Raw genomic sequence first — 25,142 nt, forward strand, 5'->3', positions numbered from 1 at the left:
GGCAAAATTCGGCGAAATGCGGCGAAGCCGCCAGTGTCTCAGAAAAGACGCGCGTCAACGGCGCGTTTCGGCATGGCCGTCGCGGAAGCGGCTCGGCGATGCGCCCAGCTCGCGCGTGAAAAAGCGCGTGAACGCGCTTGCCGACTGGAAGCCGACGCGCGCGCCGATCTCGCCGATCGGCAGGCGCGTGTTCACCAGCAGGTCGCGCGCTTCGCCAAGACGCGCCCGCGCGACGAGCGCGTTGAAGCCGAGCGATTCCTGGTGCAGCCGCCGGCGCAGCGTCCAGCGGGAAATCGAAAAGCGCGCACACACGTGCTGCATCAGCGTGTCGACTGGCGTATCGGTGTCCTCCGACGTATGCAGCCAGTCGCGCACGCATTGTTCGACCGTCGAACCGAATGTCGACCGCGCGAGCACGCGCTCGCGTGCGGTGTCGGCCGTGTGGCGCTGAATGTCCGCGAGCGGCGCGTTGAAGCGCTCGAACGGCGTATCGAGATGCGCGGAGCGCAGCACGATGCGGTTGCGTGCGGCGTCGAGCGTCAGCGGTGCGCCGAGCATGTCGCGCAGCGCGCCGGCGGGCGCGAACCCGGGGCCGGTAAATTCCGCCTGTTCGATTCGCAGGCTCGGGTCGTACAGCCGTGCGACCGACGCGATGAGCGCGAGGTTGCCGAGCGCGCAGCTCGACAGCCGGTCGTTGCCTTCGAGCACGTATTCGAGCGCGATCGCGTCGCCGGTTTCGCGCGCGAGCAGCCAGTCGACGTTGCCGATCAGGTCGCGATAGTGCAGGTAGCCGCGCAGTGCGTTGCGCAGTGTCTGCGCATTGCACGCGACGCCGGCGAGTTCCGGAAACGGCGTGAGCCATGGCACGACCCACGGCGGCCGGCGCCACGCAAGCCGCCAGCGGCTGGCGAGTTGCAGCGCGGCGACGTGCCGGTCGCCTGCGATGCGCCGCGTATCGTCGTCCAGGTCGGCAGGCCCGATGCCGAGCGCCGCGTAGAGCGGCGCGGCGTCGATCCCGCGCGCGCGTGCCTCATCGAACAGCCAGCGGTAGATCCGGATGGATACCGACTTCTGTTGCAACTTCATGCCTCTCCCTCATGTCTGGACCCGCGCTCGGCTCTTCCGACAGCCGGCGCAAGCCCGCTATTGGTGCAAGCACGCACGGGACCTTCGGGTTAGTCCCGGCTGCGAGAGGTCAAGCGATGCTCCTGCCGGTCAAGCGTGGTGACCGGTCGATTCTTAGACTGGCACGCTGGAGTGATGGCAAGTACAACAGAACGAGACTGGAGGATCAATGAAAACTTCGCTGTACCGATGCTCGACGATCGCGGCTGCATGCGCGCTGATGGTAATGCTCGCGTCATGCGGCGGCGACGACATCCACGCGGACCCGGCCACGCCAGCCGACGCGGACGCCGCAGCCGACCGGCGCGCGGCCGCGCTCGTCGCGCAACTGACGACCGACGAGAAACTGCAACTCGTGCATGGCACGGGCATGCCGATAGTCGGCCTCGGCGGGCCATTTCCCGCCGAGGCGCTGAACGGTTCGGGCTTCATCCCGGGCGTGCCGCGGCTTGGCATTCCGCCCGTCAACATGGCCGATTCGGCGGGCGGCGTCAACGTGCAGCAGGCGCGGGTCACCGCGCTGCCCGCGCCGGTCGCGCTCGCCGCGAGCTGGGACACGGCGCTCGCGGGCACTTACGGCACCCGCATTGCGCGCGAGTTGCGCACGCTCGGCTTCGCAGAAGGGCTCGGCGGCGGCGTCAATCTCGCACGCGAGCCGCGCAACGGCCGCACGTTCGAATATATGGGCGAGGACCCGGTGCTCGCGGGCACGTTGAGCGCCGCGCGCACGAACGCGACGCAGGCGCAGAAGGTGATCGCGACGATCAAGCATTTCGCGTTCAACGACGAGGAAACGAACCGATTTACCGTCAACTCGATCGTCGACGAACGCACGATGCGCGAGGGCGAACTGCTTGCATTCGAGATCGGCGTCAAGGACGGCCGGCCCGGCAGCGTGATGTGCGCGTACAACCGGCTCAACGGCGTCTATGCCTGCGAGAACCCATACCTGCTGACGACGGTGCTGAAGAACGAGTGGGGCTTCAAGGGCGTCGTTCAGTCGGACTGGGGCGCGACTCAGTCGACGGTTGCGGCGGTGCAGGCGGGGCTCGACGAGGAACAGCCGGGCGCGGCCGACGACAACAACGCGCCGCTCGGCTCGTTCTTCAACACCAAGCTGCGCGCGGCGCTGCAGGCGGGCAGCGTGTCGGTCGCGCGCCTGAACGACATGGTGCAGCGCAAGCTGCGCACGCTGATCCGCATCGGCGTGATGGACGATCCGCCGTTGCCGGGCGGCACGATCGACGAGGCCGCGGGCAATGCCGACGCGCTGGCGATCGCGCGACAGTCCGCGGTGCTGCTGAAGAACGCGGCCGCGCCCGGCGACGCGCAGCCGGTGCTGCCGCTCGCCGCGGGCGCGCTCAAGTCGGTCGTCGTGATCGGCGGCCATGCCGATGCGGGCGTGCTGTCAGGCGGCGGTTCGGGTGCGGTGCCCGCGATCGACGGCAACGCGGTGACGGGGTGCCAGCAGCCGCCCGACATGATGTTCGGCGGCTGTGCGACCTGGTACAAGTCCGCGCCGCTCGCGGCGATCCGCGCGAAGGCGCCGAGCGCGTCGGTCAGCTATCTCGACGGGACCGACGCGAACGCCGCCGCGACGGCGGCCGCGCAAGCCGACCTCGCGATCGTGTTCGCGACGCAATGGCAGACGGAAGGGCTCGACCTGACGAGCCTGTCGCTGCCGGACGCGACGATGGACCCGTACAACCAGCAATACGACCAGAACGCGCTGATTGCGGCGGTTGCGGCGAAGGCGAAGCGCGTGATCGTCGTGCTCGAGAACGGCAGCCCCGTACTGATGCCGTGGCTCGCGAACGTGCACGGCGTGCTCGAAGCGTGGTATCCGGGCGTGCAGGGCGGCCAGGCGATCGCGGACCTGCTGTTCGGCGACGCGAACCCGTCGGGCAAGCTGCCGCTGACGTTCCCGAGGCAGGAGACGGATCTGCCGCAGCAGACGATCGACCCGGCGAGCCAGCAATCGGTCTATGCGGAAGGGCTCGCGTACGGCTACCGCTGGTTCGACGCGAAGCAGATCGAGCCGCTGTTCCCGTTCGGCTACGGGCTCTCGTATACGACGTATGGGTACTCGGGGATGACCGCGCAGGCCGATGCCGCGGGCAACGTGACGGTCGGCGTCACCGTGACGAACAGCGGCGCGCGCGCCGGTGCGGAGGTCGTGCAGGTCTATGCGGCGTTGCCCGCGTCGCTCGGCGAGCCGCCGAAGCGGCTCGTCGGCTGGGCGAAGGTCGCGCTGCAGCCGGGCGAGTCGCGCACGGTCAGCATCGCGATTCCGTCGCAGCGCTTCGCGACCTGGGACGTGAACACGCATGCATGGCGGGTGAGCGCGGGCAGCTATACGCTCACGGCAGCCGCGTCGTCGCGCGATCCGCACGCGCTGTCGCAGGCGGTGTCGCTCGCGGCCCGCTGACCGGCCGCGTCGCGTGCCGGGCCGGCACGGCACTTTGCCCGCCGGCTTGTGCCGGTTGTGCGCGATGCGTGCCTGCACCGGCGCGCGCTGGCCGCGCAGGCACGTGCAGGCGTCCCGCGTTAATCGCCGGCGCGCTTGAACGGATTGTGGTCGCGCAGTTCGTCGACGTATGAATGGATGTGGTCCGTCTCGCGTTCGAGAAAGCGCGACACCGCGTCCGAAAACGCCGGATGCGCGAGCCAGTGCGCGGAATGCGTGACGGTCGGCAGGAAGCCGCGCGCGAGCTTGTGCTCGCCTTGCGCGCCGCCTTCGAACGTATCGAGCCCGGCATCGATGCAGAACTCGAGCAGCTGGTAGTACGCGGTTTCGAAATGCAGGCACGGCACGTGCTCGACCGCGCCCCAGTAGCGGCCGTACAGCGTGCCGCCGCCGTTCGCGTCGCGCTGGTAGACGGCGAGCGCGCTCGCGATCGGCTTGCCGTCGGCTTCCGCGATCACGAGCAGCAGGTTCTCCGGCATCGTCGCGCCGATCGTGCGGAAGAAGTCGAGGTTCAGGTACGGGCTCGAATAGTGGTCGCGATAGGTCTGCCGGTAGCAGCGCGAGAAGAACCGCCAGTCGGCATCGCCGATCGCGTCGCCGGTGAGGCGCCGGAACGTCACGCCCGCGTCGTGCACCTTGCGCCGTTCCGCGCGGATGTTCTTGCGCTTCTTCTGCTCGAGCGTGCCGAGAAAATCGTCGAAGTGGCGATAGCCGTCGTTGACCCAGTGGAACTGCACGCCCTGGCGCAGCATCATCCCCATCGAGTCGAACAGCTGCGCCTCGGTTTCGGTCGGGAACAGCACATGCAGCGACGACACGTCGCTCTGCTCGGCAAGCGCAAGCAGCGTCGCCGCGAGGCGGCGGCGCGCGTCGTCGTCGGCCGCGAGCACGCGCGTGCCCTGCACGGGCGTGAACGGCACCGCGCACAGCAGCTTCGGGTAATAGGGCACGCCATTGCGCTGGTACGCGTCCGCCCACGCCCAGTCGAACACGTATTCGCCGTACGAATGGCTCTTCAGGTAGACGGGGGCGGCGGCCGCGAGCCGGCCGGTGCGTTCGTCGGTCAGCGTGACGAAGCGAGGCGACCAGCCGGTCGCGTCCACCGCGCAGCGCGCGACGTGCAGCGCGTCGAGGAATTCGTGGCGCAGGAACGGCGTCGGCCGCGCGTCGCGGGCGAGCAGCGCGTTCCATTCGTCGGCGCTCACCTCGGCCGGGGACGACAGGATGCCCGTGCGATAATCGATGCGTTCGTGTTTCAACCGTGTCAACCGTTTGATTGCGTACCGTTGGATGTCGCCGGGGGCGCGCCGCCTGCCGCGGCATGCTCCCGGGACGATTTCGTCAGCCGTTCACTGCGCGCCGTTGGGCAGCGCCGATCCCGTCATGAAGACCCGTATCGCTCTCGCTCAAATCAACGTCACCGTCGGCGATTTCGCCGGCAACGTCGCGCGGATCGTCGCGGCCGCGCGCGCCGCGCACAACGATGGTGCGCAACTGATGATCGCGCCCGAACTCGCGCTGTCCGGCTATCCGCCCGAAGACCTGCTGCTGCGGCCCGCGTTCTACGCGGCGTCGGCGGCGGCGCTCGACACGCTCGCGGCGCAACTGAAGGCGTTCGACGGGCTCGCGGTGCTGGTCGGCCATCCGCTGCGTGCTGCCGGCGAAGGAACGGCGGGCGGCGAAGGCCTGTCAGGCGTCGATGGTAATGCAAACCGTCCGATCGAGCGCGGCGTGCCGCCGTCGGATACCTACAACGCGGTGTCGCTGATCGTCGGCGGCGAGATCGTCGGCACCTACCGCAAGCAGGATCTGCCGAACGCCGAGGTGTTCGACGAGAAGCGCTATTTCGCGACGGATGCCGAACCGCTCGTGTTCGAGCTGAACGGCGTGAAGTACGGCGTGATGATCTGCGAGGACGCGTGGCACGCGTCGGCCGCGCAGATCGCGAAGGCGGCCGGCGCGCAGGTGCTGCTGATCCCGAACGGCTCCCCGTATCACATGAACAAGGAAGCGGTGCGCATGGACATCCTGCGTGCGCGCATCCGCGAGACCGGGCTGCCGATGGTGTACGTGAACCTCGTCGGCGCGCAGGACGAGCTGGTGTTCGACGGCGGCTCGTTCGTGCTCGACGCGGCGGGCGAGCTGGTCGCGAAGATGCCGCAGTTCGAGGAAGGGCACGCGATCGTCGAGTTCGACGGCGCAACGCCGCTCGCCGCGGCAGTCGTGCCCGAGCTGCCGCTCGAGGCGCAGGTGTACCGCGCGCTCGTGATGGGCGTGCGCGACTACATCGGCAAGAACGGCTTCCCCGGCGCGATCATCGGCCTGTCGGGCGGCGTCGATTCCGCGCTGGTGCTCGCGATCGCGTGCGACGCGCTCGGGCCCGAGCGCGTGCGCGCGGTGATGATGCCGTCGCGCTTCACGGCCGACATTTCGACGACCGACGCGGCCGACATGGCGCGGCGCGTCGGCGTGCGCTACGACGAGATCGCGATCGCGCCGATGTTCGACGCGTTCCGCGCGGCGCTCGCGAGCGAATTTGCGGGCCGCGCCGAGGACGCGACCGAGGAGAACATCCAGGCGCGCATCCGCGGCACGCTGCTGATGGCGCTGTCGAACAAGTTCGGCTCGATCGTGCTGACGACAGGCAACAAGAGCGAGATGGCAGTCGGCTACTGCACGCTGTACGGCGACATGGCGGGCGGCTTCGCGGTGATCAAGGACATTGCGAAGACGCTCGTCTACCGGCTCTGCCGTTACCGCAACGCGGCAGCCGAATACGGCACGCGCGACATCATTCCGGAGCGGATCCTGACGCGCGCGCCGTCCGCGGAGCTGCGCGAGAACCAGACTGACCAGGACAGCCTGCCGCCGTACGACGTGCTCGACGCGATCATGCGGATGTACATGGAGGAGGACCGCCCGCTCGCCGAGATCGTCGCGGCCGGCTATGCCGAGGCCGACGTGCAGCGCGTCACGCGGCTCATCAAGATCAACGAGTACAAGCGGCGCCAGGCGCCGATCGGGATTCGCGTCACGCATCGCGCGTTCGGCCGCGACTGGCGCTACCCGATCACGTCGCGCTTTACCGAAAGCCTCGATTGAGCCGCGGGCGGCGTAGAATCGGGGCCACGTCTGTTCATCCAAACGAGCATTGAGGGACAACCATCATGAAACGCATCACCGCCATCATCAAGCCGTTCAAGCTGGACGAAGTCCGCGAAGCGCTCGCCGAAGTCGGCCTGACGGGCCTGACCGTGACCGAGGTGAAGGGCTTCGGCCGCCAGAAAGGGCACACCGAGCTTTATCGTGGCGCGGAGTACGTCGTCGATTTCCTGCCGAAGATGAAGATCGAGGTGGTCGTCGCGCAAGGGCAGGTCGACCAGGTGATCGACGCGGTGATCGGCGCCGCGCGCACCGGCAAGATCGGCGACGGCAAGATCTTCGTGTCGGACGTCGAACGCGTGATCCGCATCCGCACCGGCGAGGAGAACGAGGCGGCCGTCTGACGCTGCATGCCGGAACGGACGCGCCGGCGATGTCGGTGCGTCCGAACAAGCCGGGGCCGGCCTCGCGCCGCCGCCGACGGCTCGCCTGCCGCCGGCCCGTCCATATCGCCCGTCCCGAATAAAAAACGGTGCGATACCCTGTCGGGTACCGCACCGATACGCGCCTCTCGCAGCAGCGTGGAAAACTTGTCGATTCGATTCGTTGAGCCGGACGCGGATCAGAACAGGTGCTGGATGCCCGCGTAGACGCCGGTCTGGCTGCCGCCCTGGTGCGGATTGCCCGTCGACACGTCGGTGCCGGCGCCGTTCGCGTTCAGGCCGAAGTTGGCCGTCTTGCTGTTGCGGACCGTCGCGACCTGGATGTCGAACAGCGTGCGCTTCGAGATGTTGTACGAACCGCCGAGCGTGTAGATGTTCGCGTTGCCGCCGCCGTGGTTCGCGTTCACGTGGTAGACCGCCGCGATCAGCGCCGCCGCCGGCGTTGCCTGCCACGTCACGCCGCCCCACATCTGCTGCGTCGACGTGATGCCGCCATTGACGGCCGGGCCGCCGTTCGCGTGCGACGTCTGGTAGGCCGCCTGCAGCTTGAACGGGCCGAGGAACACGTTCGCGCCGGCGAAATATTCGCGCGAGTAGTTGAACACGTCGTCGAGCTGGCCGTTCGCCGGATTGCGCGCTTCGTCATAGAGGCCGCGGAGCTGGAACAGCGAGGTCGTGTACGTGACCTGCGCGCCGACGCTGCGGCCCTGGCTGGTCGTGCCGTTGCCGTTCCAGTTCGTGGCGTTCGACAGCGCGTACTGGCCGTAGAAGTCGAAGCCGTAGAGCTTCGGCGACTGGTACGAAATGTTGTTGCTCGTCTTGTTCCAGTTGCGGCCGCGCACCAGCGATGCGCTCGACCACGCCGACTGACCGAGCGGATCGAAGTCCCACACGCCGTTCGCGATCGCGAGTTCACGGCCGAGCAGCAGGGTACCGTACGTGTCGTTCGCAATGCCGACCGTCGCCCAGCGATTCCACAGGCTGCCGCCGCCCGGGCCTGCGCCGCTCATCGTGTCGAAGCTGCCTTCGAGCTGGAAGACCACCTTGTTGCCGGCGCCGATGTCTTCGGCCCCCTTCAGGCCCCACAGGCTCGTGCCCCAGTCGCCGCTTTCCGCGCGCCAGCGGGCGCCGTTCTGCATCCCGTTCAAGTATTCGATGCCGGCGTCCAGGCGGCCGTACAGCGTGACGCTGCTTTGCGCGTGAGCGGCGACTCCAGCAGCCATCAGCGCTGCGGCGACCAAAGCTTTCTTCATCATCTCCTCCATACCCTGTCAAAAAGTCAACCCAGTACTGCACGAGATGTCCGGCGCCCGAGCGCCGGACAAAAGCGGGATAACCAGGGAGACCTCGCGCGAAGCCGGTAGGCGCAGCGCGCGGGCAAGCAGACGGGATTGCCGTTGAGCGGGCCCGCGAAGCCGGGTCGGCCAGCGGGGTCTCCTTGTTGTGTTATGAAACTAAACTACATTTCATGAACTTCGTTTTGCTACTTTGGTTACTAATTTAGCAAAAATACAATTTTGTGGCGACGGAAATCGTTGTTTGACTAACACGTGTCGCCAAATTGCCATGCAACACGGCGCGCAACCCCATGCCGCGACCGGCCGGATTGCCACGAAAGCCTTATCCGGCAAGGGAGACACGGTTTGCGGGAAGTTGCGTCAAGGATTGCCACTATTGACGCTGGAAACGACGTCGCGTAAATGCGTCCTGCTGGCGTCGGTAAGGATTTCGTAATAACGGGCGCGAGGGGTGGCCGCTACATCCGGACGACGGCGCGCACATGGTCCGCCTACACGAGGTCGTCCGGCCGTGCGGCGAGCAGTTGCGCGCGAATCCAGCGATGCGCGTCGGTGCGCGCGTGCTTCGCGTGCGAGTAGACCTTCAGCGTATAGCGCGGGATCTCGAACGGCGCCGGGAAGATACGGATCGGCGCCGCGCGGCGCAGCACCTGCGCGGCGCGGTTCGGCACGGTCATCAGGAGTGCCGAATCCGCGATGATGAACGGGGCAGCGAGCACGGTCGGCAACTGGACGGCGACTTGCCGCGCGAGGCCGAGCCGGTCGAGTACGTAGTCGATGACGCCGCGCGTCTCGCTCCACGGCGTGACGACGACGTGGCGCGCTGCGAGGTACTGCTCGAGCGTCACGCGGCGGCGAATCTGCGGATGATCGGCGCTCGCGATCACGACGTAGTCGTCGGAGAACCAGTCGAAATCCTCGATGCCCGGCGTGTCGGCCGCCGATTCCTCGTGATAGCCGAGCGCGAAATCGATGCGGCCGGCCGCGAGTTCGTCGGTCGAGATCTTGCGGTCCGAATGAACGACCCGGATCCGCAGTTGCGGCGCGACGTGCTGGATCCGCGCGATGAACGCAGGCAGCACCGCGAACGCCGTGTAGTCGGTCGCCGCGAACACGAAGGTCCGCTCGCTGTGTGCGGGATCGAAGCGGCGGGCGCGCGCGAGCCCCTTTGACATTGCGTCGAGCGCGTCGCCGGCCCACATCGCGATGTCGTCGGCGAGCCGGCCGGTTTCGCCATCTATTTCTTTTCCTATTCGACGTGGCTCGGCCGGCAGGGGCTGTATCTCGAGGACCTGTACGTATCGCCGCGCTTTCGCGGCGCGGGGGCCGGCCTGCGCCTCCTGAAGACGCTCGCGCGGATCGCGGTCGATGCCGGCTGCGGGCGCTTCGAGTGGAGCGTGCTCGACTGGAACGAGCCGGCGATCCGCTTCTACGAAAGTGTCGGTGCGGCGCCGCAAAGCGAATGGGTGCGCTACCGGCTCGCCGGCGATGCGCTGCGCGCATTCGCCGACGCGGCGCCTGCGGACGCGGTCCCGGACAGCCGCACATGAACACGAACGTAAACGCAAACGGGCGCCACGCGGCGAACCGCGAGGCGCCCGGCGGCGCGGCGGGATCGGCGGTCCCGGCTTACTTGAGGCTGCCCGACAGGAACTGGCGCAGCCGTTCGCTCTTCGGATTCGCGAACACGTCGGCCGGCACGCCTTCTTCCTCGACGCGCCCCTGGTGCAGGAACATCACGTGGTTCGACACGTTGCGCGCGAAACCCATCTCGTGCGTGACGACGATCATCGTGCGGCCTTCCTCGGCGAGCTTCTGCATCACCTTCAGCACTTCGCCGACGAGTTCCGGATCGAGCGCGGACGTCGGCTCGTCGAACAGCATCACGTCCGGATGCATCGCGAGCGCGCGCGCGATTGCCACGCGCTGCTGCTGGCCGCCCGACAGGTGCGACGGATACTGCTTCTCGACGCGCGGCGGCAGGCCGACCTTCTCCAGATACTCGCGCGCGCGCTCCTCGGCTTCGCGCTTGCTCAGCTTCAGCACGTTGACGGGCGCTTCGATCACGTTCTCGAGCACGTTCATGTGCGACCACAGATTGAAGTGCTGGAACACCATCGAGAGCTTCGTGCGCACGCGCTGCAGCTGCTTCGGCTCGGCGGCGCGCAGCGCGCCCGTCTTGTCGGGCGTGGTGCGCACTTCCTCGCCGTCGACGACGATGCGGCCCGCGTTGGGCTGCTCGAGGAAGTTGATGCAGCGGAGCATCGTGCTCTTGCCGGAGCCGGACGAGCCGATCACGCTGATCACGTCGCCCGCGTTCGCCTTCAGCGACACGCCCTTGAGCACTTCATTGCTGCCGTACCGCTTGTGAAGATCGTCGACGAAAAGCTTTTGAGTCTGGGAGTTCATCAATAGTCCTGCGGAAACTTACTTGCCCTGCGGGCGCAGATACGCGAGCCAGCGGCGCTCGGCCTGGCGGAACAGCCACACGAGCGTGAACGAGATCACGAGATAGAGCAGCGCGGCGATGCCGAACGCGTGGAACGACATGTAGGTCGCCGAGTTGACGTCGCGGGCGATCTTCAGGATGTCCGGCACGGTTGCGGTGAACGCGACCGTCGTCGCGTGCAGCATCAGGATCACTTCGTTGCTGTACAGCGGCAGCGCGCGGCGCAGTGCCGACGGCAGGATCACGCGGCGGTACATCGTGAAGGACGACATCCCGTAAGCGCGCGCGGCCTCGATCTCGCCGTACGACGTCGCCTTGATCGCGCCCGCGAAGATCTCGGTCGTGTACGCGCAGGTGTTCAGCGTGAACGCGAGCAGCGTGCAGTTCATCCCTTCGCGGAAGAACGCGTCGAGCATCGGCGTGCCGCGCACGGCCTGCAGGCTGTAGAGGCCCGTATAGCAGAGCAGCAGCTGCACGTAGAGCGGCGTGCCGCGGAACACGTATGTGTAGAGCCATACCGCGCTCGACAGCCACCTCTTCTTCGACACGCGCGCGACCGCGAGCGGCACGGACAGGCAGAAGCCGAGCCCGATCGACACGACGAGCAGCCATAGCGTGATCGCGACGCCGGTGGTGCGGTAGCCGTCGGTGAAGAGATAGTTGCGCCAGTATTCTTGGATGAGTTCGATCATAGGTCTGCCTTGCGGACGCCGGTCGAGTAGCGCTTTTCAAGCCACATCAGCACGAAGTTCGAGACCGTCGTGATGGCCAGGTAGATCGCCCCCGCGATCAGCGTAAAGAAGAAGAACCGCAGCGTGCCCTTGCCGGCGTCCTGCGACGCCTTCACGACGTCGGCAAGCCCGATGATCGACACGAGCGCGGTGGACTTCACGAGCACCTGCCAGTTGTTGCCGATGCCCGGCAGCGCGAAGCGCATCATCTGCGGGAACATGATCCGCGCGAACACCTGCCAGCTCGTCATCCCGTACGCGCTGCCGGCCTCGAGCTGGCCGCGTGGCACCGACAGGAACGCGCCGCGGAACGTTTCGGTGAAGTACGCGCCGTAGATGAAGCCGAGCACGAGCACGCCGGCGAGGAACGGATCGATGTCGATCTGATCCCAGCCCGCGAGGTCGGTCAGCTGGTTCAGCCAGATCTGCAGGCTGTAGAACAGCAGCAGCATCAGCACGAGGTCCGGCACGCCGCGGATCAGCGTCGTGTAGACGGTGCCGGCGCCGTTCGTGAAGCGGTTGCGCGACAGCTTCGCAGCCGCGCCGAGGAGGCCCAGCAGGAACGACAGCGCGAGCGAAAGCACCGCCAGTTTGACGGTTTGCCAGGTGCCTGCGAGGATCAGCGGGCCGTAACCTTGAAGAAACATATGTGGTCCTTGACGGCGCACCGGGTGCGCCGCGAAAGACGCGCCCCGCATGCTGCGCGGAACGCCCCGTGCGTATCATGACCGTCCGCCCCGGCGGGGGCGCCGGGCCCGCACGCCGCGGGGGCGGCGGGCGAGGGGGCGGGCGGCGCGTGGTTTGACTGCCTGTACTGCGCGGATGCGGGGCAAGCCCCGCGTCCGGATTTCGGCGGGCCGCTCAGCGGGCCGAGTAGACGCTGAATGCGAAATACTTGTGCGACAGCCGGTCGTACGTGCCGTCCTTGTGCATGTCGGCCAGCGCCTGGTTGACCTTGAGCTTCAGGTCGGCATCTTCCTTGCGCAGCCCGATCGCGGTGCCGTCGCCGATCGTCTTCGGATCCTTCACTTCCGGCCCCGCGAACGCGAAACCCTTGCCGCGCGGCGTGCGCAGGAAGCCGTAGTCGGCCTGCAGCTCGTCCTGCAGCGTCGCGTCGAGACGGCCCGAGCCGAGATCGGCGTAGACCTGGTCCTGGTTCTGGTACGGAATGATCGTCACGCCTTGCGGCTCCCAGTACGTCTTCGCGTAAGTCTCCTGCGTCGAACCCTGCTCGACGCCGACGCGCTTGCCCTTCAGCGACGCGATCGTCGGCAGCAGCGGCGAGCCGGTTTTCGCGATCATCCGCGCCGGCGCGTCGTATACCTTGTCGGAGAAGTCGATCTGTTCGCGGCGCTTGTCCGTCACGGTCAGCGACGACACGATGATGTCGTACTTCTTCGCCTTCAGCGCCGGGATGATCCCGTCGAGATCCTGCGCCACCCACACGCATTTGACGTTGATCCGCTTGCAGATTTCCTTGGTGAGATCGACGTCGAAACCGACGATCTCGCCGCTCGGCGCGGTCGACTCGAACGGCGGGTAGCTGGCATCGACGCCGATCCGCACGGTCTTCCACTCCTTCGCGAAGGCGCTGCCCGCCACGAGGGCGAGGGCGGCGCACAGGGCGGCCTTCTTCATTTCCATCCTTTTGTTGCTGAATTGCCGGGGCGGCGTGCGCGGCCTCGTGGGCCGGGCGCCGCGCCGTATTCTAGATAGCCAAAAATCGTCGTTCGGCGTCCGGGTGGCGGCCACCGCCGGACAGGCGGGCGCCAAAAGGGCGGTATTTTACCCGAACGCGATCCCCGGACAGCGCATAAGCGCGCTTGCAAGCGCATCCGTTGGTGCCGGACGACGCGGGCCGACCCGGCGCGATCGGGCTGTTGCGGCAATCGCTGTAGTCGCAACGAGTATTGCGCGAATTGAGCTCATGGGTGCAACGATCCGGTGCGTGCACGCGGATTGTTGCGACATGCGCGAATCCCTACATTGGCGGCATCCCGGAAAACCCTTACGGAGCGCCCGCCATGTTCCAGATTCGCCGCGCGGCCGAGCGCGGTTACGCCCACCGCGGCTGGCTCGAGTCGCATCACAGCTTCTCGTTCGCCGACTATCGCGACGACGCGCACCAGCAATTCGGCGCGCTGCGCGTGCTGAACGACGACCGGATCGCGCCGACCCGCGGCCTCGGCATGCACCCGCACCGCGACATGGAGATCGTCACGTACGTGCTGGACGGCGCACTCGCGCACCGCGACAGCATGGGCAACGGCTCGATCGTCCGGGCGGGCGACGTGCAGCGGATGAGCGCCGGCACGGGGATCGTGCACAGCGAGTACAACGCGTCGCGCGATCGGCCGCTGCATCTGCTGCAGATCTGGCTGCTGCCGACCGAGCCGGGCTGCCGGCCCGCCTATGAAGAGAAGCGCTTCGGCGCGGACGAGAAGCGCGGCCGAATGCGGCTCGTCGCATCGCCGGACGGGCGCGATGGTTCGGTGTCGATGCGCGCGGACGCGCGGATCTATGCGGGACTGATCGACGGCGACGAGGTGGCGGCGGTCGCCGTGCCGGCCGGGCGCCGCGCTTACGTCCATGTCGCGCGCGGCGCGGTGGACGTCAACGGCGAGCCGCTCGAGGCCGGCGACGGCGCGCGGCTCGGTGGTGTGAAGTCGGTCGCGTTCACGCGCGGCCGGGATGCGGAGGTGTTGCTGTTCGATCTCGCCTGAACGGGCGAGAGGGCGGACGCGGGCCGTTCGCCTGCGTCCGCCGGGCCGCCGCGCAGGCCTGGCGCAGGCCTGGCGCAGACCGAGCGCGACGGCCGTCCGGCTTACTGCGCCGGCGCCGACGCGGCCTTGCCCGCCTGGCGGTGCTGTTCCCAGCGCTCCTTCATCTTCTCGTGGCGCTGCTCCATCCGCGCGTATTGCTGCTTGATCGCGGTGCTGACCGTCGTCTTCTGCTGGTCGTTCAGGCCGTTGTAGAACGCGAGCCACGCGGCCGATGTCTGCTCGCGCAGTTGCGCGTTCTGCTGCTCGGCCTGCTGGCGCGCGGTGTGCATTGCGTTCAGGTCGAGGATCGGCTGGTTCTGTTGCGCCTTGAACTGTGCGCGCATCTGCTCGTGGCTCTTGCGCATCGCTTCGCGGTTCTGCTTCATCGTGTTGACAGCGGTCTGCCACTGCTGCTCCTGCGCGGCGGTGAGCTTCAGCTGGTCGTGCAGGCGCATGATCGCGCCGAACGGGCCGCCTTCGTGCATGTGTTGCATGCCGGGGCCGCCCGGCGGCGGCGTGTCGGACGGCTGGGCCGCCTGCGCGGCGCCGAATGCGAGAGCGAGCATGGTGGCGGCCGCAATGGCCACTCGGGACGTCTTCTTATACATTTCAGAAACTCCTGTAACCAAAGGATCCGGCGATGCGGCGGCGGGGGAGCCGGGCGTCGCATCCGGTAACAGGCAGGTTAGCGGTGCGCGTTCCGGACGGTGTTACGCGGGCCGGCGGCGGAATTACCAGGCATTACAGTTCCCTTGCGCGGTAACTCGCAGTAACCCTTTCGTCCCTTTGTATCGTTTTTAGTGGCCGCCCTCGCGCGGTAAACTCCGAGCCATGACTACCCAGATCCTCATCGTCGACGACGACCAAGAACTCCGCGACCTGCTGCGCGACTACCTCGTGCGCCAGGGGATGGAGGTTTCCGTGCTGCACGACGCGGCGACGCTCGAGAAGCGCCTCGAGCGCGAGCGCCCCGACCTGATCGTGCTGGACCTGATGATGCCGGGCGTCGACGGCCTCACCGCGCTGCGCCAGCTGCGCGCGGCCGGCGACGACATCCCCGTGATCATGCTGACCGCGCGCGCCGATGACGTCGACCGCATCGTCGGGCTCGAGCTTGGCGCGGACGACTACCTCGGCAAGCCGTTCAACCCGCGCGAGCTGCTCGCGCGCGTGCAGGCCGTGCTGCGCCGCCGTCGCGCGACGCCGTCGGCCGCGGCGCCCGAGCAGCGCGAGCCGTACGCGTTCGGCCGCTTCGTGCTCGACTTCCAGGCGCGCACGCTGTCGGTCGACGGCAAGCCGGCGACGCTGTCGAGCAGCGAATTCGCGCTGCTGAAGATCTTCGTGAACCACGCGCTGCGCACGCTCACGCGCGAGCGGCTGCTCGAACTGCTGCACGGGCCCGAATACGACGGCACCGACCGCGGCATCGACGTTCAGGTGTGGCGCCTGCGCCGCATCCTCGAAACGGATCCGTCGACGCCACGCTTCATCCAGACGGTGCGCGGGCGCGGCTACGTGTTCGTGCCCGACGGCGAGGCCCATGCGCAAACCCATTGATTCGCTGTTCGGCCGGCTGTCGCTGCTCGTCGTCGGTGTCCTGCTGCTGTCGCACTTCGCGTGGTATTTCGCGATCCGGCTCGAGCGCAACCAGATGCAGACGCGCTATGCAGTCGAGGAAGCCGCGTTCCTCGTCGATGCCGTGCGTCAGCACGTCGCGCGCACGCCGGACCAGCCGTTGCCGTCGCGCGTGCGGCTCGTTCCGCCCGGCAGCGCCGACGTGCCGCATGCCGACGGCAGCCTGCCGGCGCCGCTGAAGCGGTTCCGCGACGACGTGAGCGAGCGGATGCCGCCCGGCACGCGCGTCGAGATCGGCTTGCCGGGCCATCCTCCGGTGCTGTGGGTGAAGGAGCCGGCCGACGCGAACTGGATCGTCGTCCCCGTGCAGCCGTTGCGGCCGCCGCGCTCGCTGGACCGGATGCTGCTGTGGCTGGGCACGATCTTCTCGGCCGGCGTGATTGCCGCGTTGTTCGCGGCCTGGCAGCTGCAGCAGCCGCTGAGTTCGCTGGCGCGCGCGGTCGCGCGCTTCGGCCGCGGCCAGCCGGTGCCGCCGCTGCGCGAGCGCGGGCCACGCGAGCTGCGCCAGCTCACGCACGGTTTCAACCAGATGGTGGAGCAGGTGTCGCGCGCGGAGAACGACCGCGCGGTAATGCTGGCGGGCGTCGCGCACGACCTGCGCACGCCGCTTGCGCGGATGCGCCTGCGTGCCGAGATGATGGACGATGCGCGGCTGCGGGACGGCGTCGTGCGCGACGTCGACTCGATGTCGCACATCGTCGACCAGTTCCTCGTGTTCGCGCACGGCGGCAGCGACCGCAGCGAGCCCGTGCCGGTCGACCAGGCCTGCGAGCGGATCGCGCGCACTTACCGCGCGGTCGCGCCGAACGCGCCGACCGTCGAGACCCGGCTGGCCGCGGATCCGGGCTTTCTGCTGCCGACCGCGACGCTCGACCGGATCCTGTCGAACCTGCTCGACAACGCGCACGCGTACGGCGCGCCGCCCGTCATCGTCGAAACCGAGCGCAACGTGGCCGGCTACGTGCTGTCGGTCAGCGACCACGGAGGCGGCATCGCGCCGCGCGACCTCGCAGCCGCGACCCGGCCGTTCGTCCGCCTCGACCCCGCGCGCGGCGGCAACGGGCACAGCGGCCTCGGGCTTGCGATCGTCGAGCGGCTGGTGCTGCGGCTGGGCGGGACGTGCGAGATCGGCAACCGGCCGGAAGGGGGCCTGCGCGTCACGATGACGTTCCCGTTCGACGTGGTGCCGAAGGACGAGGCGCACGCCCAGGCCGCGTGAGCGGCAGGCATGGCGCCCGCGCGGCTGCGCGGGGCGCCATGCCGCGTCATTCGCCGAACAGCGTGCCGAGCGTCTCGGCTGCGTTGCTGTCGATCGTGTTGTAGGTCACGCTGGTGGCCTCGAAGATATAGACGGTCGTGTACCGGCCGAGGCGCTCGAGGATCGCTTCCTGCAGCGAATCCGGTACGATATTCATGTTCAGGTACCACGACGTCGACGACAGCCGCGTCTGGAACGAGCCGTATTCCTGCATCAGCTCGTAGAACGCATCGGCATCCTGATCGCGGCACACGATCACCAAGTTTCCTGCCATTCCCATTCCTCCCGCTCGTCGGACAATCCCCGTAGGGGCTAGCCCTGATCATACCTGCTTAGTCGTGTCCGACTCCTGACGCCGCACACGGTTTCGCGCCGCGCGCCGCAGGCGGGTTCCCGACCGGGCCGGATCACGGCATAATTCGGGCCAGCGCGCCGGCCGGACGACTGCGAGCCGCGCCATCCTGCGCCGATCCGTCTGCCGCCCGCCCGTTCCGGGCCCGTTTGCCCGCGGCGGCGGCCGGAACCCACCGTTTCGCCCCGGAAGGTTGTGCCTGAAATAGAGGTTGTAGTAGTGTCGTGCCGTTTGCGGAACGACTCGGCCGGGACCCGCGCGGTGGCGCAGTGAGCACGTGCGGCGCGTTGCGTCCGCCTTACATCGTGAGTCAAAACGAATTACCGCGCCCGTGCGCTTTGCCATGATTCAACATCGTCTGCCGGTCACATATTTCGATTCGATTGGCCTTACCGGGGAGAGCGCCTGATGGATATCGGATTCGATCCGAACCGGATCGCCAATGCATCCGCATGGCGCGTCCTGCCGAACCGGTGGGACTTCATCGCCTTTCCGCTGATCATCTGCCTGATCGCGATGGCGGTCGTCGGCTTCCACGAGACGATGGCGCCGATCGCGACCCTCAATACGCAGAAGATCTCGCTCGACCCGTCGAACCTGCCCGAATATGCGCTGCGCACGACGCTGCGGATGCTCGCCGCGATGGTCGCGTCGCTCGTCTTCACGCTCGTGTACGGCACGCTCGCCGCGAAGAGCCGCCGGGCCGGCATGGTGCTCGTGCCGATCCTCGACATCCTGCAGTCGGTGCCGGTGCTCGGCTACATCTCGTTTACGGTCACGTTCTTCCTCGCACTTTTCCCGAGCCGCGTGCTCGGCGCCGAGCTGGCCGCGATCTTCGCGATCTTCACGAGCCAGGCGTGGAACATGACGTTCAGCTTCTACCAGTCGCTGCGCACCGTGCCGCGCGATCTCGACGAAGTGTCGCGCGGCTTCCACCTGACGAACTGGCAGCGCTTCTGGAAGCTCGAGGTGCCGTTCTCGATGCCGGGCCTGATCTGGAACATGATGATGTCGATGTCGGGCGGCTGGTTCTTCGTCGTCGCGTCCGAGGCGATCACGGTCGGCAACCACACGATCACGCTGCCGGGCATCGGCGCGTATCTCGCGCAGGCGATCTCCGACAAGAACCTCGGTGCGATCGGCTGGGTGATCCTCGCGATGACGGTCGTGATCCTCGCTTACGACCAGCTGCTGTTCCGTCCGCTCGTCGCGTGGGCCGACAAGTTCCGGATGGAAACCACGAGCTCCGGCAACGCGCCCGAGTCGTGGCTGCTCGACCTCGTGCGCCGCACGCGGCTGATCCACAAGCTGCTCGTGCCGGCCGGCTGGTTCTTCGCGAAGGCCGCGCGGATCCCGTTCCGCCTGCCGCTGTCGGGCGCGGTGCGCTTCACGCTGCCGCGCGTCGAGAAGAAGGCGTCGCTCGCGGCCGACATCGTCTGGGCGATCGTCGTGCTGCTCGGCACGGCCTACGTGGTCTGGCGCGTGATCAGCTTCGTGGCGACCGGTGTGACGATGGCCGAAGTCGGCCACGTGTTCGTGCTCGGGCTCATCACGCTGCTGCGCGTGATCGTGCTGATCGCGATCGCGTCGGTAATCTGGGTGCCGATCGGCGTGTGGATCGGGCTGCGTCCGGCGCTGGCCGAGAAGATGCAGCCGCTCGCGCAGTTCCTCGCCGCGTTCCCGGCGAACCTGCTGTTCCCGGCGTTCGTGATCGTGATCGCGCGCTTCCACCTGAACGCGGACATCTGGCTGTCGCCGCTGATCGTGCTCGGCACGCAGTGGTATATCCTGTTCAACGTGATTGCCGGCGCGACCTCCTATCCGAACGACTACCGCGAGGCGGCGACGAACTTCCGCATCCGCGGCTGGCAGTGGTGGCGCCAGGCGATCCTGCCGGGCATCTTCCCCTATTACGTGACGGGCGCGATCACCGCGTCGGGCGGCGCGTGGAACGCGAGCATCGTGTCCGAAGCCGTGCAGTGGGGCGACACCAAGATCACCGCGCACGGCCTCGGCGCGTATATCGCGCAGACGACGGCCGCCGGCGACTTCCCGAAGATCATTCTGGGCATCGCCGTGATGTCCCTGTTCGTGACCCTGTTCAACCGCGTGCTGTGGCGCCCGCTGTATGCGTATGCCGAGTCGAAGCTGCGACTTGACTGACCCTGATTGAGAGCGAAACGCGATGCAAAATCCGAATGCTGTAAACGCCCCCGTTCAGACGCAGCCGGTGCCCCCGAAGCTCGGTGAGGAAATCCTGCGCGTCGACGACGTCAGCCGCGGCTTCAACAAGAACCAGGGCGAGCTGCTCGTGCTCGATGGCGCGAACCTGTCGCTGCGCGAAGGCGAGATCGTCGGGCTGCTCGGCCGTTCCGGCTCGGGCAAGTCGACGCTGCTGCGGATCATCGCCGGCCTGATCGAGCCGACGGGCGGCGAGGTGAGCTATCTCGGCAAGCCGCTGCGCGGCCCGGCCGAAGGCGTCGCGATGGTGTTCCAGACCTTCGCGCTGTTCCCGTGGCTCACCGTGCTGCAGAACGTGGAAGCCGGCCTCGAGGCGCTCGGCGTCGGCGCGCGCGAGCGGCGCGAGCGCGCGCTCGCGGCAATCGACCTGATCGGTCTCGACGGCTTCGAGAACGCGTATCCGCGCGAGCTGTCGGGCGGCATGCGCCAGCGCGTCGGCTTCGCGCGCGCGCTCGTCGTCGATCCGACGATCCTGCTGATGGACGAGCCGTTCTCGGCACTCGACGTGCTGACCGCCGAGACGCTGCGTACCGACCTGCTCGACCTGTGGACGCAGGGCCGCATGCCGATCAAGTCGGTGCTGATCGTCACGCACAACATCGAGGAAGCGGTGTTCATGTGCGACCGGATCCTCGTGCTGTCGTCGAACCCGGGGCGCGTGATCGCCGAGATCAAGGTGCCGTTCAAGCATCCACGCAACCGCCTCGACCCGGCATTCCGCCGGCTCGTCGACGACATCTACGCGAAGATGACGGCGCGCCAGATCGGCGAGGCGACGAAGAAGGGGCTCGAGCTCGGCAGCTGGCTGCCGCAGGTGTCGACCAACCTGATGGCCGGCCTGATCGAAACGCTGGCCGCGCCGCCGTACCACGGCCGTGCGGACATGCCGGAGATCGCACGCACGCTGCATCTCGAGGTCGACGACCTGTTCCCGATCGCCGAAGTGCTGCAGTATCTCGGCTTCGCGGACGTGCGGGAAGGGGACGTGTTCCTGACGCCGCCGGGGCGCGTGTTCGCCGAGTTCGGCACGCAGGAACGCAAGCTGATGTTCGCGGACCATCTGCTGAAGCACGTGCCGCTTGCCGCGCGGATCAAGAAGGTGCTGAACGAACGGCCGGGCCATCGCGCGCCGCGTGTGCGTTTCGAGCAGGAGCTGGAGGATTCGCTGTCCGACGGCGCTGCCGAGGAAACGCTCGACGCGGTGATCGACTGGGGCCGTTACGGCGAGATCTTCTCGTACAACGACCAGACCGAGATCTTCAGTCTCGAGGACGTCGAGTCCTGACCGGCGTGCCGGGCCGCCGGCCCGGCAGCGGTGAGCGTCGCGCTTACCGGACGTATTGGACGCACCCGGCGCGGCGCGCCTGATTCTTTACTGCAGGTTGCCCCAGCGGTCGACGGCCGGTTCGGCCGCGGCCCACTTCCAGTGCGTGCCTTGCTGGCACGCGCTCGCGAAATACCAGTCGGCCTTCGCGCCGTCCTTCACCGAAAACGCGAATTCCTTGCACAGCGCGAGCGGCGTCGAATACGCGCGCGTGACGCGCACTTCGCCTTCGCCGTTGTCGAGCGGAATCGTGTTCTTCACCTTCCACGGCTTCACTTCGCCGACCGCGAGGCCGCCGACCGCCTGCGCGATCGCATCCTGCTGGTTCTGATGGAGCTGCTTCATCGAGCGGTTCACGGCCTCGTCGGTCGCGGCCTGCACGGCGATGCCGACTCCGATGCCGACGGCCGGGTTCGCGGTCACGAGGCCCGTCGCCGCGCCCGCGAGCGCGCCGCTCGCCGCGCCGACCGAGCCGCAGCCGGAAAGCGTGGCGCCGGCCGCGCACAGCGCGCCGAGCCACGCGAGGCGAAACGCGACGCTCATTGCAGCGCGCCCCAGCGCTCGGTCGCCGGCTCGGCCGACGCCCATTTCCACACCGGGCCGTCGCGGCAGATGGTGGCGACGTAGAACGCCGATTGCGCGGCGGCATCGGGTTTCGCCGGCGTGTCGACGGAGAACACGATTTCCTTGCAGTCGAGCGGGCCGACGCTGATCATCCGGCTGACCGTCACGCGGCCGCGCTCGTCGTCCTCGATCGGAAACGAATGGTTGGTCGACCACGGCGCAACGCCGCCGACATCGAGCGGTCCGGCCGCAGTGGCGACCTGCTGCTGCGTGTAGCGGTGCGCGACGCGCTGCGTGTACTGGACGCCGGCGCGCGCGCCGGCAACCGCGCCGAGGCCGATGCCCGTCGCGACGGCCGCGTTGTTGGTGACCTTGGACGCGATCGCGGCGCCCGCGATGCCGGCGCCGGCCGTCGCGCCTTCGCTGTAGAGCGAGTTGCAGCCGGACAGCAGCGCGGCCGTGGCGACCACCGCCAGCACGATGCGCGCCGGCATGGCCCGGCGCGGCGATTCGAAACGAATGTTCATCCCTGAGTGCGAGTCCTGTCTGGGTGAGCGGCGATGCATGCGCGCGCCCACATGCCGTGCCATTGTTTCGCAATTGTCATGGGAAAACTGCAAAGCTTTGACAAATCGCCGGCGGGAGGGGCTCGCGCGCGCGCGGCGCTATTGTCTGGCAGATGGCTGACGAAGGGTCGAAGCGTTACAAATTGAAGGCAATTGTTACTTTGGCGCACCATCAACGCGCCTAGACTGTTTTGTTATGGAATGTTTCAACGACGGCGACGCGCCGCTCCCTGCATGAGACACTCAGCCATGCGCCGTTCGAAACGGCCTGCGCATCAGCCGCCCGACGCGGGCGCCGGCCGTCCTCGGCCGCGCACCGATGCGCCCTCCGCACCGCCAGCCGGCGCGCCTGACACGGCGCCGTCCGATGGCGATCACAACCAGGGCGGCGCCCGCCCGGAAGGACTCGACTATCAACGCGACCTCGGCCTGGAGCAGGACGCGTAACGACGTCTTCGTGACATCCTTCGCCGCATTTCGTCATCGCATCTCGTCAACGCATTTCGCAGGATTTCCCACGCCTGAACCGCCGCACGGCAGACCGCAAGCTGCCGTGCCCGCCAACGCGCGTGCCGCGCGCCGGCCATTCGAATCGGGGAGGGGAAGCCGCATGAGCAGATCGATCGTGGTATCGAACCGTGTCGCCATCGGCGAGGACACGCGCCCGAGCGCGTGCGGCCTCGCGGTGGGCGTGATCGACGCGCTGAAGGAAACCGGCGGCGTGTGGTTCGGCTGGAATGGCGAGAAGACGAACCTCGCGCGGCTGCGCGAGAACGACCTGTCGAAGTGGCGCGATACGTTCCTCGCCGATCTGCGCAGCGTCGCGACGGCCGCGTCAGTGACGCGGCGCGCGGCGATGCGGCGGGCTCAGGCCGATGCGTTCGGTTGCGGGGCCGCGATTCGCAGCATGCTGACGACGGCCGCGGCCGCTGCGAACGCGGCTGCCACGTAGAGCGCGATGGTCGGCCCGTGCGCGGGCGCGACGCCGAAGATCAGCGCGACGAGCGCAGCGCCGAGCGTCTGCCCGGTCAGCCGCGCGGTGCTGAGCATGCCGCCCGCACCGCCGCTGCGCTCGCGTGGCGCCGACGACAGCATTGCACGGTTGTTCGGCGACTGGAACAGCCCGAAGCCCGCGCCGCACAGCGCCATGCGCCAGACGATGTCGACCGTGTCCGGATGCGCGCCGATCGTCGCGAGCGACAGCAGCCCGGCCGCGAACAGTGCGAGCCCTATGCCGCCGAGCACGCCGGCCGAGTAGCGGTCGGACAGCACGCCGGCGAGCGGCGCGGCGACGACGATCACGAGCGGCCACGGCGTCATGTAGAGGCCCGTCTGCACCTGCGAGAAGCCGAGCGAATTCTGCAGCCAGAACGGCAGCGCGACGAACGCGAGCATCTGCGACGTGAACGACGCGACCGACGTGCAGATCGACAGCGCGAACACCGGGATGCGCATCAGGTCGACGGGCAGCAGCGGCGCCGGCTGCGACAGCTGCCGCTTCACGAAGAAGTAGCCGACGCCGAACGCCACCGCGAACTCTGCGGCGACGAACGCGCCACGCTCGCCGTGGCCGAGCCCGTCGACGGCCATGATCAGCAGCCCGAACACGCAGGCGTTCATCAGCGCGCTCGGGATATCGTACGGCGCGTGGTGCAGCGGATTGGCGGGCAGCGCGCGCAGGCTGCCGAGCACCGCGACGATGCCGATCGGCACGTTGATCGCGAAGAGCCACGGCCACGGCGCGACCGACAGCACCGCGGACGCGACCGTCGGGCCGACCGCCGACGACAGCGCGACCACCATCGCATTGATCGACAGGCCGCGGCCGAGCATCGACGACGGATAGATCATCCGCACGAGCGCCGCGTTGACGCTCATGATGCCCGACGCGCCGAAACCCTGGATCACGCGCAGCACCGCGAGCATCGGCAGCGACGTGGCGAGCGCGCAGCCGAGCGACGCGACGGTGAAGAGGGCGAGGCCCGCAATGTAGATGCGCCGGTAGCCGACGCGTTCGCCGAGCGACGCGAGCGGCAGCAGCGTGATCGTGACGGCGAGCTGGTACGCGTTGACGATCCAGATCGATGACGCGTCGGACGCGTGCAGGTCGCGCGCGATCGTCGGCAGCGCGACGTTGGCGATCGCGCCGTCGAGCACGGCAAGCGTGATGCCCAGCGCGACGCAGACGATCGCCCAGTAGCGTTGCGGAAGCGGCAGGCCGGTATCGGCATTCATGACGGGAACGCGTCAGTCAGGAGCCGGAACGCGGCCATGGAGCCTCCTTGCGGTGATGGGCGGCAGGTTGATGCGGGGAATTGTGCGAATGGCGCTCGCTCTCGCAGGCGGGCAGGCGGGCGCAAGCCGGCCGAGTGTAGCACCGGGCCGCGCGACACGTCGTCGACGCGGCGCGGCTCGGCGCGGTGGCCCTTTGCGCGGTCAACCCTCGAAGTCGAGTCCGCCCAGCCGCACCAGCGGCTCGGCCTGCGTGCGCGACACGAGATCGACGTCGCGCGCGCTCTGCCACGCGGTCAGCTTCCTCGGCAGCGCGGCGAGGTAATGCTCGAAGCGCTCCGTGCTGTGCGGTTCCATCAGCCGTTCGATTTCGTCGGTATCCCAGGTCAGCTCGAGGTTCAGCGGATGCGCGAAGCCGCTCACGTGTTCGTGCGGCGTGCTGCGGATGCGTACGCACGTCGGGTGGCCGTGACCCCCGTACGGGACGACGTCGGCCTCGACGTGGTCGGCGAAGAATGCGGCGATCGCGCGCGCGATGCGCGGCGCGAATTCGGTATCGAAACGGCGGGCGGTTTCGGGCTGCATGCGGGCGT

The 25,142-nt window shown here is 68.0% G+C and carries 23 protein-coding genes and 2 pseudogenes; 11 read left to right on the top strand and 14 right to left on the bottom strand.

The window, feature by feature from the left end:
• Positions 1-54: 54 nt before the first annotated feature.
• Positions 55-1,086, bottom strand: a complete 1,032-nt coding sequence (locus tag ACV22Z_RS17120; RefSeq protein ID WP_448077471.1) for a helix-turn-helix domain-containing protein — start codon at positions 1,084-1,086, stop codon at positions 55-57.
• Between the two features lie 208 nt (positions 1,087-1,294).
• On the opposite strand from ACV22Z_RS17120, the gene ACV22Z_RS17125 reads away from it, so the two are divergent.
• A complete protein-coding gene (locus ACV22Z_RS17125) occupies positions 1,295-3,553 on the top strand; it encodes a glycoside hydrolase family 3 C-terminal domain-containing protein (protein ID WP_448077472.1) in 2,259 nt (752 codons plus the stop codon).
• A gap of 119 nt (positions 3,554-3,672) precedes the next feature.
• Here the strand turns inward: ACV22Z_RS17125 and ACV22Z_RS17130 are convergent, their stop codons facing one another.
• Entirely contained in the window at positions 3,673-4,851 is a 1,179-nt protein-coding gene (locus ACV22Z_RS17130; protein ID WP_448077473.1) for a GNAT family N-acetyltransferase, read from the bottom strand.
• 124 nt (positions 4,852-4,975) lie between these two features.
• On the opposite strand from ACV22Z_RS17130, the gene ACV22Z_RS17135 reads away from it, so the two are divergent.
• Positions 4,976-6,694, top strand: a complete 1,719-nt coding sequence (locus ACV22Z_RS17135; protein ID WP_448077474.1) for an NAD+ synthase — start codon at positions 4,976-4,978, stop codon at positions 6,692-6,694.
• A gap of 65 nt (positions 6,695-6,759) precedes the next feature.
• The gene (locus ACV22Z_RS17140; RefSeq protein ID WP_448077475.1) at positions 6,760-7,098 is read left to right on the top strand and encodes a P-II family nitrogen regulator; all 339 of its coding nucleotides are present in this window, start codon (positions 6,760-6,762) and stop codon (positions 7,096-7,098) included.
• Between the two features lie 218 nt (positions 7,099-7,316).
• Here the strand turns inward: ACV22Z_RS17140 and ACV22Z_RS17145 are convergent, their stop codons facing one another.
• Both ACV22Z_RS17145 and ACV22Z_RS17150 read right to left on the bottom strand, forming a co-directional pair.
• Positions 7,317-8,390, bottom strand: coding sequence for a porin (locus ACV22Z_RS17145; RefSeq protein WP_448077476.1), 1,074 nt, complete (start codon positions 8,388-8,390; stop codon positions 7,317-7,319).
• A 536-nt stretch (positions 8,391-8,926) separates the two neighbouring features.
• A pseudogene (locus tag ACV22Z_RS17150) lies at positions 8,927-9,655 on the bottom strand (LysR substrate-binding domain-containing protein); the annotation flags it as partial.
• Between ACV22Z_RS17150 and ACV22Z_RS17155 the strand changes: the two are divergent.
• Positions 9,641-9,985, top strand: a pseudogene (locus ACV22Z_RS17155) (N-acetyltransferase family protein); the annotation flags it as partial. The pseudogenes ACV22Z_RS17150 and ACV22Z_RS17155 sit on opposite strands and share 15 nt — an antisense overlap.
• 79 nt (positions 9,986-10,064) lie before the next feature.
• Here the strand turns inward: ACV22Z_RS17155 and ACV22Z_RS17160 are convergent.
• From ACV22Z_RS17160 to ACV22Z_RS17175, 4 genes are all read right to left on the bottom strand, one after another.
• Positions 10,065-10,844: an ABC transporter ATP-binding protein gene (locus tag ACV22Z_RS17160; RefSeq protein WP_448077477.1), complete on the bottom strand. Its 780-nt coding sequence runs from the start codon at positions 10,842-10,844 to the stop codon at positions 10,065-10,067.
• A gap of 18 nt (positions 10,845-10,862) precedes the next feature.
• The gene (locus ACV22Z_RS17165) at positions 10,863-11,576 is read right to left on the bottom strand and encodes an ABC transporter permease (protein ID WP_448077478.1); all 714 of its coding nucleotides are present in this window, start codon (positions 11,574-11,576) and stop codon (positions 10,863-10,865) included.
• Positions 11,573-12,262, bottom strand: a complete 690-nt coding sequence (locus ACV22Z_RS17170) for an ABC transporter permease (protein ID WP_448077479.1) — start codon at positions 12,260-12,262, stop codon at positions 11,573-11,575. Before ACV22Z_RS17170 ends, ACV22Z_RS17165 begins: the two co-directional genes overlap by 4 nt.
• 214 nt (positions 12,263-12,476) lie before the next feature.
• A complete protein-coding gene (locus ACV22Z_RS17175; protein ID WP_448077480.1) occupies positions 12,477-13,253 on the bottom strand; it encodes an ABC transporter substrate-binding protein in 777 nt (258 codons plus the stop codon).
• Between the two features lie 386 nt (positions 13,254-13,639).
• On the opposite strand from ACV22Z_RS17175, the gene ACV22Z_RS17180 reads away from it, so the two are divergent.
• Complete coding sequence (locus ACV22Z_RS17180; protein WP_448077481.1) at positions 13,640-14,338, top strand: pirin family protein; 699 nt, start codon at positions 13,640-13,642, stop codon at positions 14,336-14,338.
• Between the two features lie 101 nt (positions 14,339-14,439).
• Here the strand turns inward: ACV22Z_RS17180 and ACV22Z_RS17185 are convergent, their stop codons facing one another.
• On the bottom strand, positions 14,440-14,985 hold the full coding sequence (locus ACV22Z_RS17185) for a periplasmic heavy metal sensor (RefSeq protein ID WP_448077482.1): 546 nt from the start codon (positions 14,983-14,985) through the stop codon (positions 14,440-14,442).
• Between the two features lie 223 nt (positions 14,986-15,208).
• Here ACV22Z_RS17185 and ACV22Z_RS17190 point away from each other — a divergent pair, with 223 nt between their 5' ends.
• Together ACV22Z_RS17190 and ACV22Z_RS17195 are read left to right on the top strand one after the other, a co-directional pair.
• A complete protein-coding gene (locus tag ACV22Z_RS17190) occupies positions 15,209-15,934 on the top strand; it encodes a response regulator (protein WP_448077483.1) in 726 nt (241 codons plus the stop codon).
• Positions 15,918-17,231 (top strand): ATP-binding protein, encoded by a 1,314-nt coding sequence (locus ACV22Z_RS17195; RefSeq protein WP_448077484.1) that lies wholly within the window; start codon positions 15,918-15,920, stop codon positions 17,229-17,231. Before ACV22Z_RS17190 ends, ACV22Z_RS17195 begins: the two co-directional genes overlap by 17 nt.
• 46 nt (positions 17,232-17,277) lie before the next feature.
• On the opposite strand, the gene ACV22Z_RS17200 is transcribed toward ACV22Z_RS17195, so the two are convergent.
• Entirely contained in the window at positions 17,278-17,544 is a 267-nt protein-coding gene (locus ACV22Z_RS17200) for a double-stranded DNA-specific endonuclease (RefSeq protein ID WP_448077485.1), read from the bottom strand.
• 486 nt (positions 17,545-18,030) lie between these two features.
• On the opposite strand from ACV22Z_RS17200, the gene ACV22Z_RS17205 reads away from it, so the two are divergent.
• A complete protein-coding gene (locus tag ACV22Z_RS17205; RefSeq protein ID WP_448077486.1) occupies positions 18,031-19,785 on the top strand; it encodes an ABC transporter permease in 1,755 nt (584 codons plus the stop codon).
• 22 nt (positions 19,786-19,807) lie between these two features.
• Positions 19,808-21,148: an ABC transporter ATP-binding protein gene (locus tag ACV22Z_RS17210; protein ID WP_448077487.1), complete on the top strand. Its 1,341-nt coding sequence runs from the start codon at positions 19,808-19,810 to the stop codon at positions 21,146-21,148.
• An 87-nt stretch (positions 21,149-21,235) separates the two neighbouring features.
• On the opposite strand, the gene ACV22Z_RS17215 is transcribed toward ACV22Z_RS17210, so the two are convergent.
• Positions 21,236-21,730 (bottom strand): hypothetical protein, encoded by a 495-nt coding sequence (locus ACV22Z_RS17215; RefSeq protein WP_448077488.1) that lies wholly within the window; start codon positions 21,728-21,730, stop codon positions 21,236-21,238.
• The gene (locus tag ACV22Z_RS17220) at positions 21,727-22,317 is read right to left on the bottom strand and encodes a hypothetical protein (RefSeq protein ID WP_448077489.1); all 591 of its coding nucleotides are present in this window, start codon (positions 22,315-22,317) and stop codon (positions 21,727-21,729) included. The genes ACV22Z_RS17215 and ACV22Z_RS17220 overlap by 4 nt, the downstream gene beginning before the upstream one ends.
• Positions 22,318-22,566: 249 nt before the next feature.
• Here ACV22Z_RS17220 and ACV22Z_RS17225 point away from each other — a divergent pair, with 249 nt between their 5' ends.
• Positions 22,567-22,764 carry a hypothetical protein gene (locus ACV22Z_RS17225; RefSeq protein WP_448077490.1) on the top strand — a complete coding sequence of 66 codons (198 nt, stop codon included), beginning with the start codon at positions 22,567-22,569 and terminating at the stop codon, positions 22,762-22,764.
• Positions 22,765-22,927: 163 nt separating this feature from the next.
• Complete coding sequence (locus ACV22Z_RS17230; RefSeq protein WP_448077641.1) at positions 22,928-23,269, top strand: hypothetical protein; 342 nt, start codon at positions 22,928-22,930, stop codon at positions 23,267-23,269.
• Here ACV22Z_RS17230 and ACV22Z_RS17235 read toward each other — a convergent pair.
• Complete coding sequence (locus tag ACV22Z_RS17235) at positions 23,185-24,552, bottom strand: MFS transporter (protein WP_448077491.1); 1,368 nt, start codon at positions 24,550-24,552, stop codon at positions 23,185-23,187. The two genes, ACV22Z_RS17230 and ACV22Z_RS17235, sit on opposite strands and share 85 nt — an antisense overlap.
• A 201-nt stretch (positions 24,553-24,753) precedes the next feature.
• The gene (locus ACV22Z_RS17240) at positions 24,754-25,134 is read right to left on the bottom strand and encodes a DUF5594 family protein (protein WP_448077492.1); all 381 of its coding nucleotides are present in this window, start codon (positions 25,132-25,134) and stop codon (positions 24,754-24,756) included.
• Positions 25,135-25,142: the final 8 nt, after the last annotated feature.

The sequence above is a fragment of the Burkholderia sp. PU8-34 genome, from assembly GCF_053427725.1.

Excerpts from the sequence above, each read along its gene's own strand:
- ACV22Z_RS17120 (WP_448077471.1), bottom strand. The coding sequence starts at position 1,086 with ATGAAGTTGCAACAGAAGTCGGTATCCATCCGGATCTACCGCTGGCTG.
- ACV22Z_RS17125 (WP_448077472.1), top strand. The coding sequence starts at position 1,295 with ATGAAAACTTCGCTGTACCGATGCTCGACGATCGCGGCTGCATGCGCG.
- ACV22Z_RS17135 (WP_448077474.1), top strand. The coding sequence starts at position 4,976 with ATGAAGACCCGTATCGCTCTCGCTCAAATCAACGTCACCGTCGGCGAT.
- ACV22Z_RS17140 (WP_448077475.1), top strand. The coding sequence starts at position 6,760 with ATGAAACGCATCACCGCCATCATCAAGCCGTTCAAGCTGGACGAAGTC.
- ACV22Z_RS17145 (WP_448077476.1), bottom strand. The coding sequence starts at position 8,390 with ATGAAGAAAGCTTTGGTCGCCGCAGCGCTGATGGCTGCTGGAGTCGCC.
- ACV22Z_RS17160 (WP_448077477.1), bottom strand. The coding sequence starts at position 10,844 with ATGAACTCCCAGACTCAAAAGCTTTTCGTCGACGATCTTCACAAGCGG.
- ACV22Z_RS17165 (WP_448077478.1), bottom strand. The coding sequence starts at position 11,576 with ATGATCGAACTCATCCAAGAATACTGGCGCAACTATCTCTTCACCGAC.
- ACV22Z_RS17170 (WP_448077479.1), bottom strand. The coding sequence starts at position 12,262 with ATGTTTCTTCAAGGTTACGGCCCGCTGATCCTCGCAGGCACCTGGCAA.
- ACV22Z_RS17175 (WP_448077480.1), bottom strand. The coding sequence starts at position 13,253 with ATGAAGAAGGCCGCCCTGTGCGCCGCCCTCGCCCTCGTGGCGGGCAGC.
- ACV22Z_RS17180 (WP_448077481.1), top strand. The coding sequence starts at position 13,640 with ATGTTCCAGATTCGCCGCGCGGCCGAGCGCGGTTACGCCCACCGCGGC.
- ACV22Z_RS17185 (WP_448077482.1), bottom strand. The coding sequence starts at position 14,985 with ATGTATAAGAAGACGTCCCGAGTGGCCATTGCGGCCGCCACCATGCTC.
- ACV22Z_RS17190 (WP_448077483.1), top strand. The coding sequence starts at position 15,209 with ATGACTACCCAGATCCTCATCGTCGACGACGACCAAGAACTCCGCGAC.
- ACV22Z_RS17195 (WP_448077484.1), top strand. The coding sequence starts at position 15,918 with ATGCGCAAACCCATTGATTCGCTGTTCGGCCGGCTGTCGCTGCTCGTC.
- ACV22Z_RS17200 (WP_448077485.1), bottom strand. The coding sequence starts at position 17,544 with ATGGCAGGAAACTTGGTGATCGTGTGCCGCGATCAGGATGCCGATGCG.
- ACV22Z_RS17205 (WP_448077486.1), top strand. The coding sequence starts at position 18,031 with ATGGATATCGGATTCGATCCGAACCGGATCGCCAATGCATCCGCATGG.
- ACV22Z_RS17210 (WP_448077487.1), top strand. The coding sequence starts at position 19,808 with ATGCAAAATCCGAATGCTGTAAACGCCCCCGTTCAGACGCAGCCGGTG.
- ACV22Z_RS17215 (WP_448077488.1), bottom strand. The coding sequence starts at position 21,730 with ATGAGCGTCGCGTTTCGCCTCGCGTGGCTCGGCGCGCTGTGCGCGGCC.
- ACV22Z_RS17220 (WP_448077489.1), bottom strand. The coding sequence starts at position 22,317 with ATGCATCGCCGCTCACCCAGACAGGACTCGCACTCAGGGATGAACATT.
- ACV22Z_RS17225 (WP_448077490.1), top strand. The coding sequence starts at position 22,567 with ATGCGCCGTTCGAAACGGCCTGCGCATCAGCCGCCCGACGCGGGCGCC.
- ACV22Z_RS17230 (WP_448077641.1), top strand. The coding sequence starts at position 22,928 with ATGAGCAGATCGATCGTGGTATCGAACCGTGTCGCCATCGGCGAGGAC.
- ACV22Z_RS17235 (WP_448077491.1), bottom strand. The coding sequence starts at position 24,552 with ATGAATGCCGATACCGGCCTGCCGCTTCCGCAACGCTACTGGGCGATC.
- ACV22Z_RS17240 (WP_448077492.1), bottom strand. The coding sequence starts at position 25,134 with ATGCAGCCCGAAACCGCCCGCCGTTTCGATACCGAATTCGCGCCGCGC.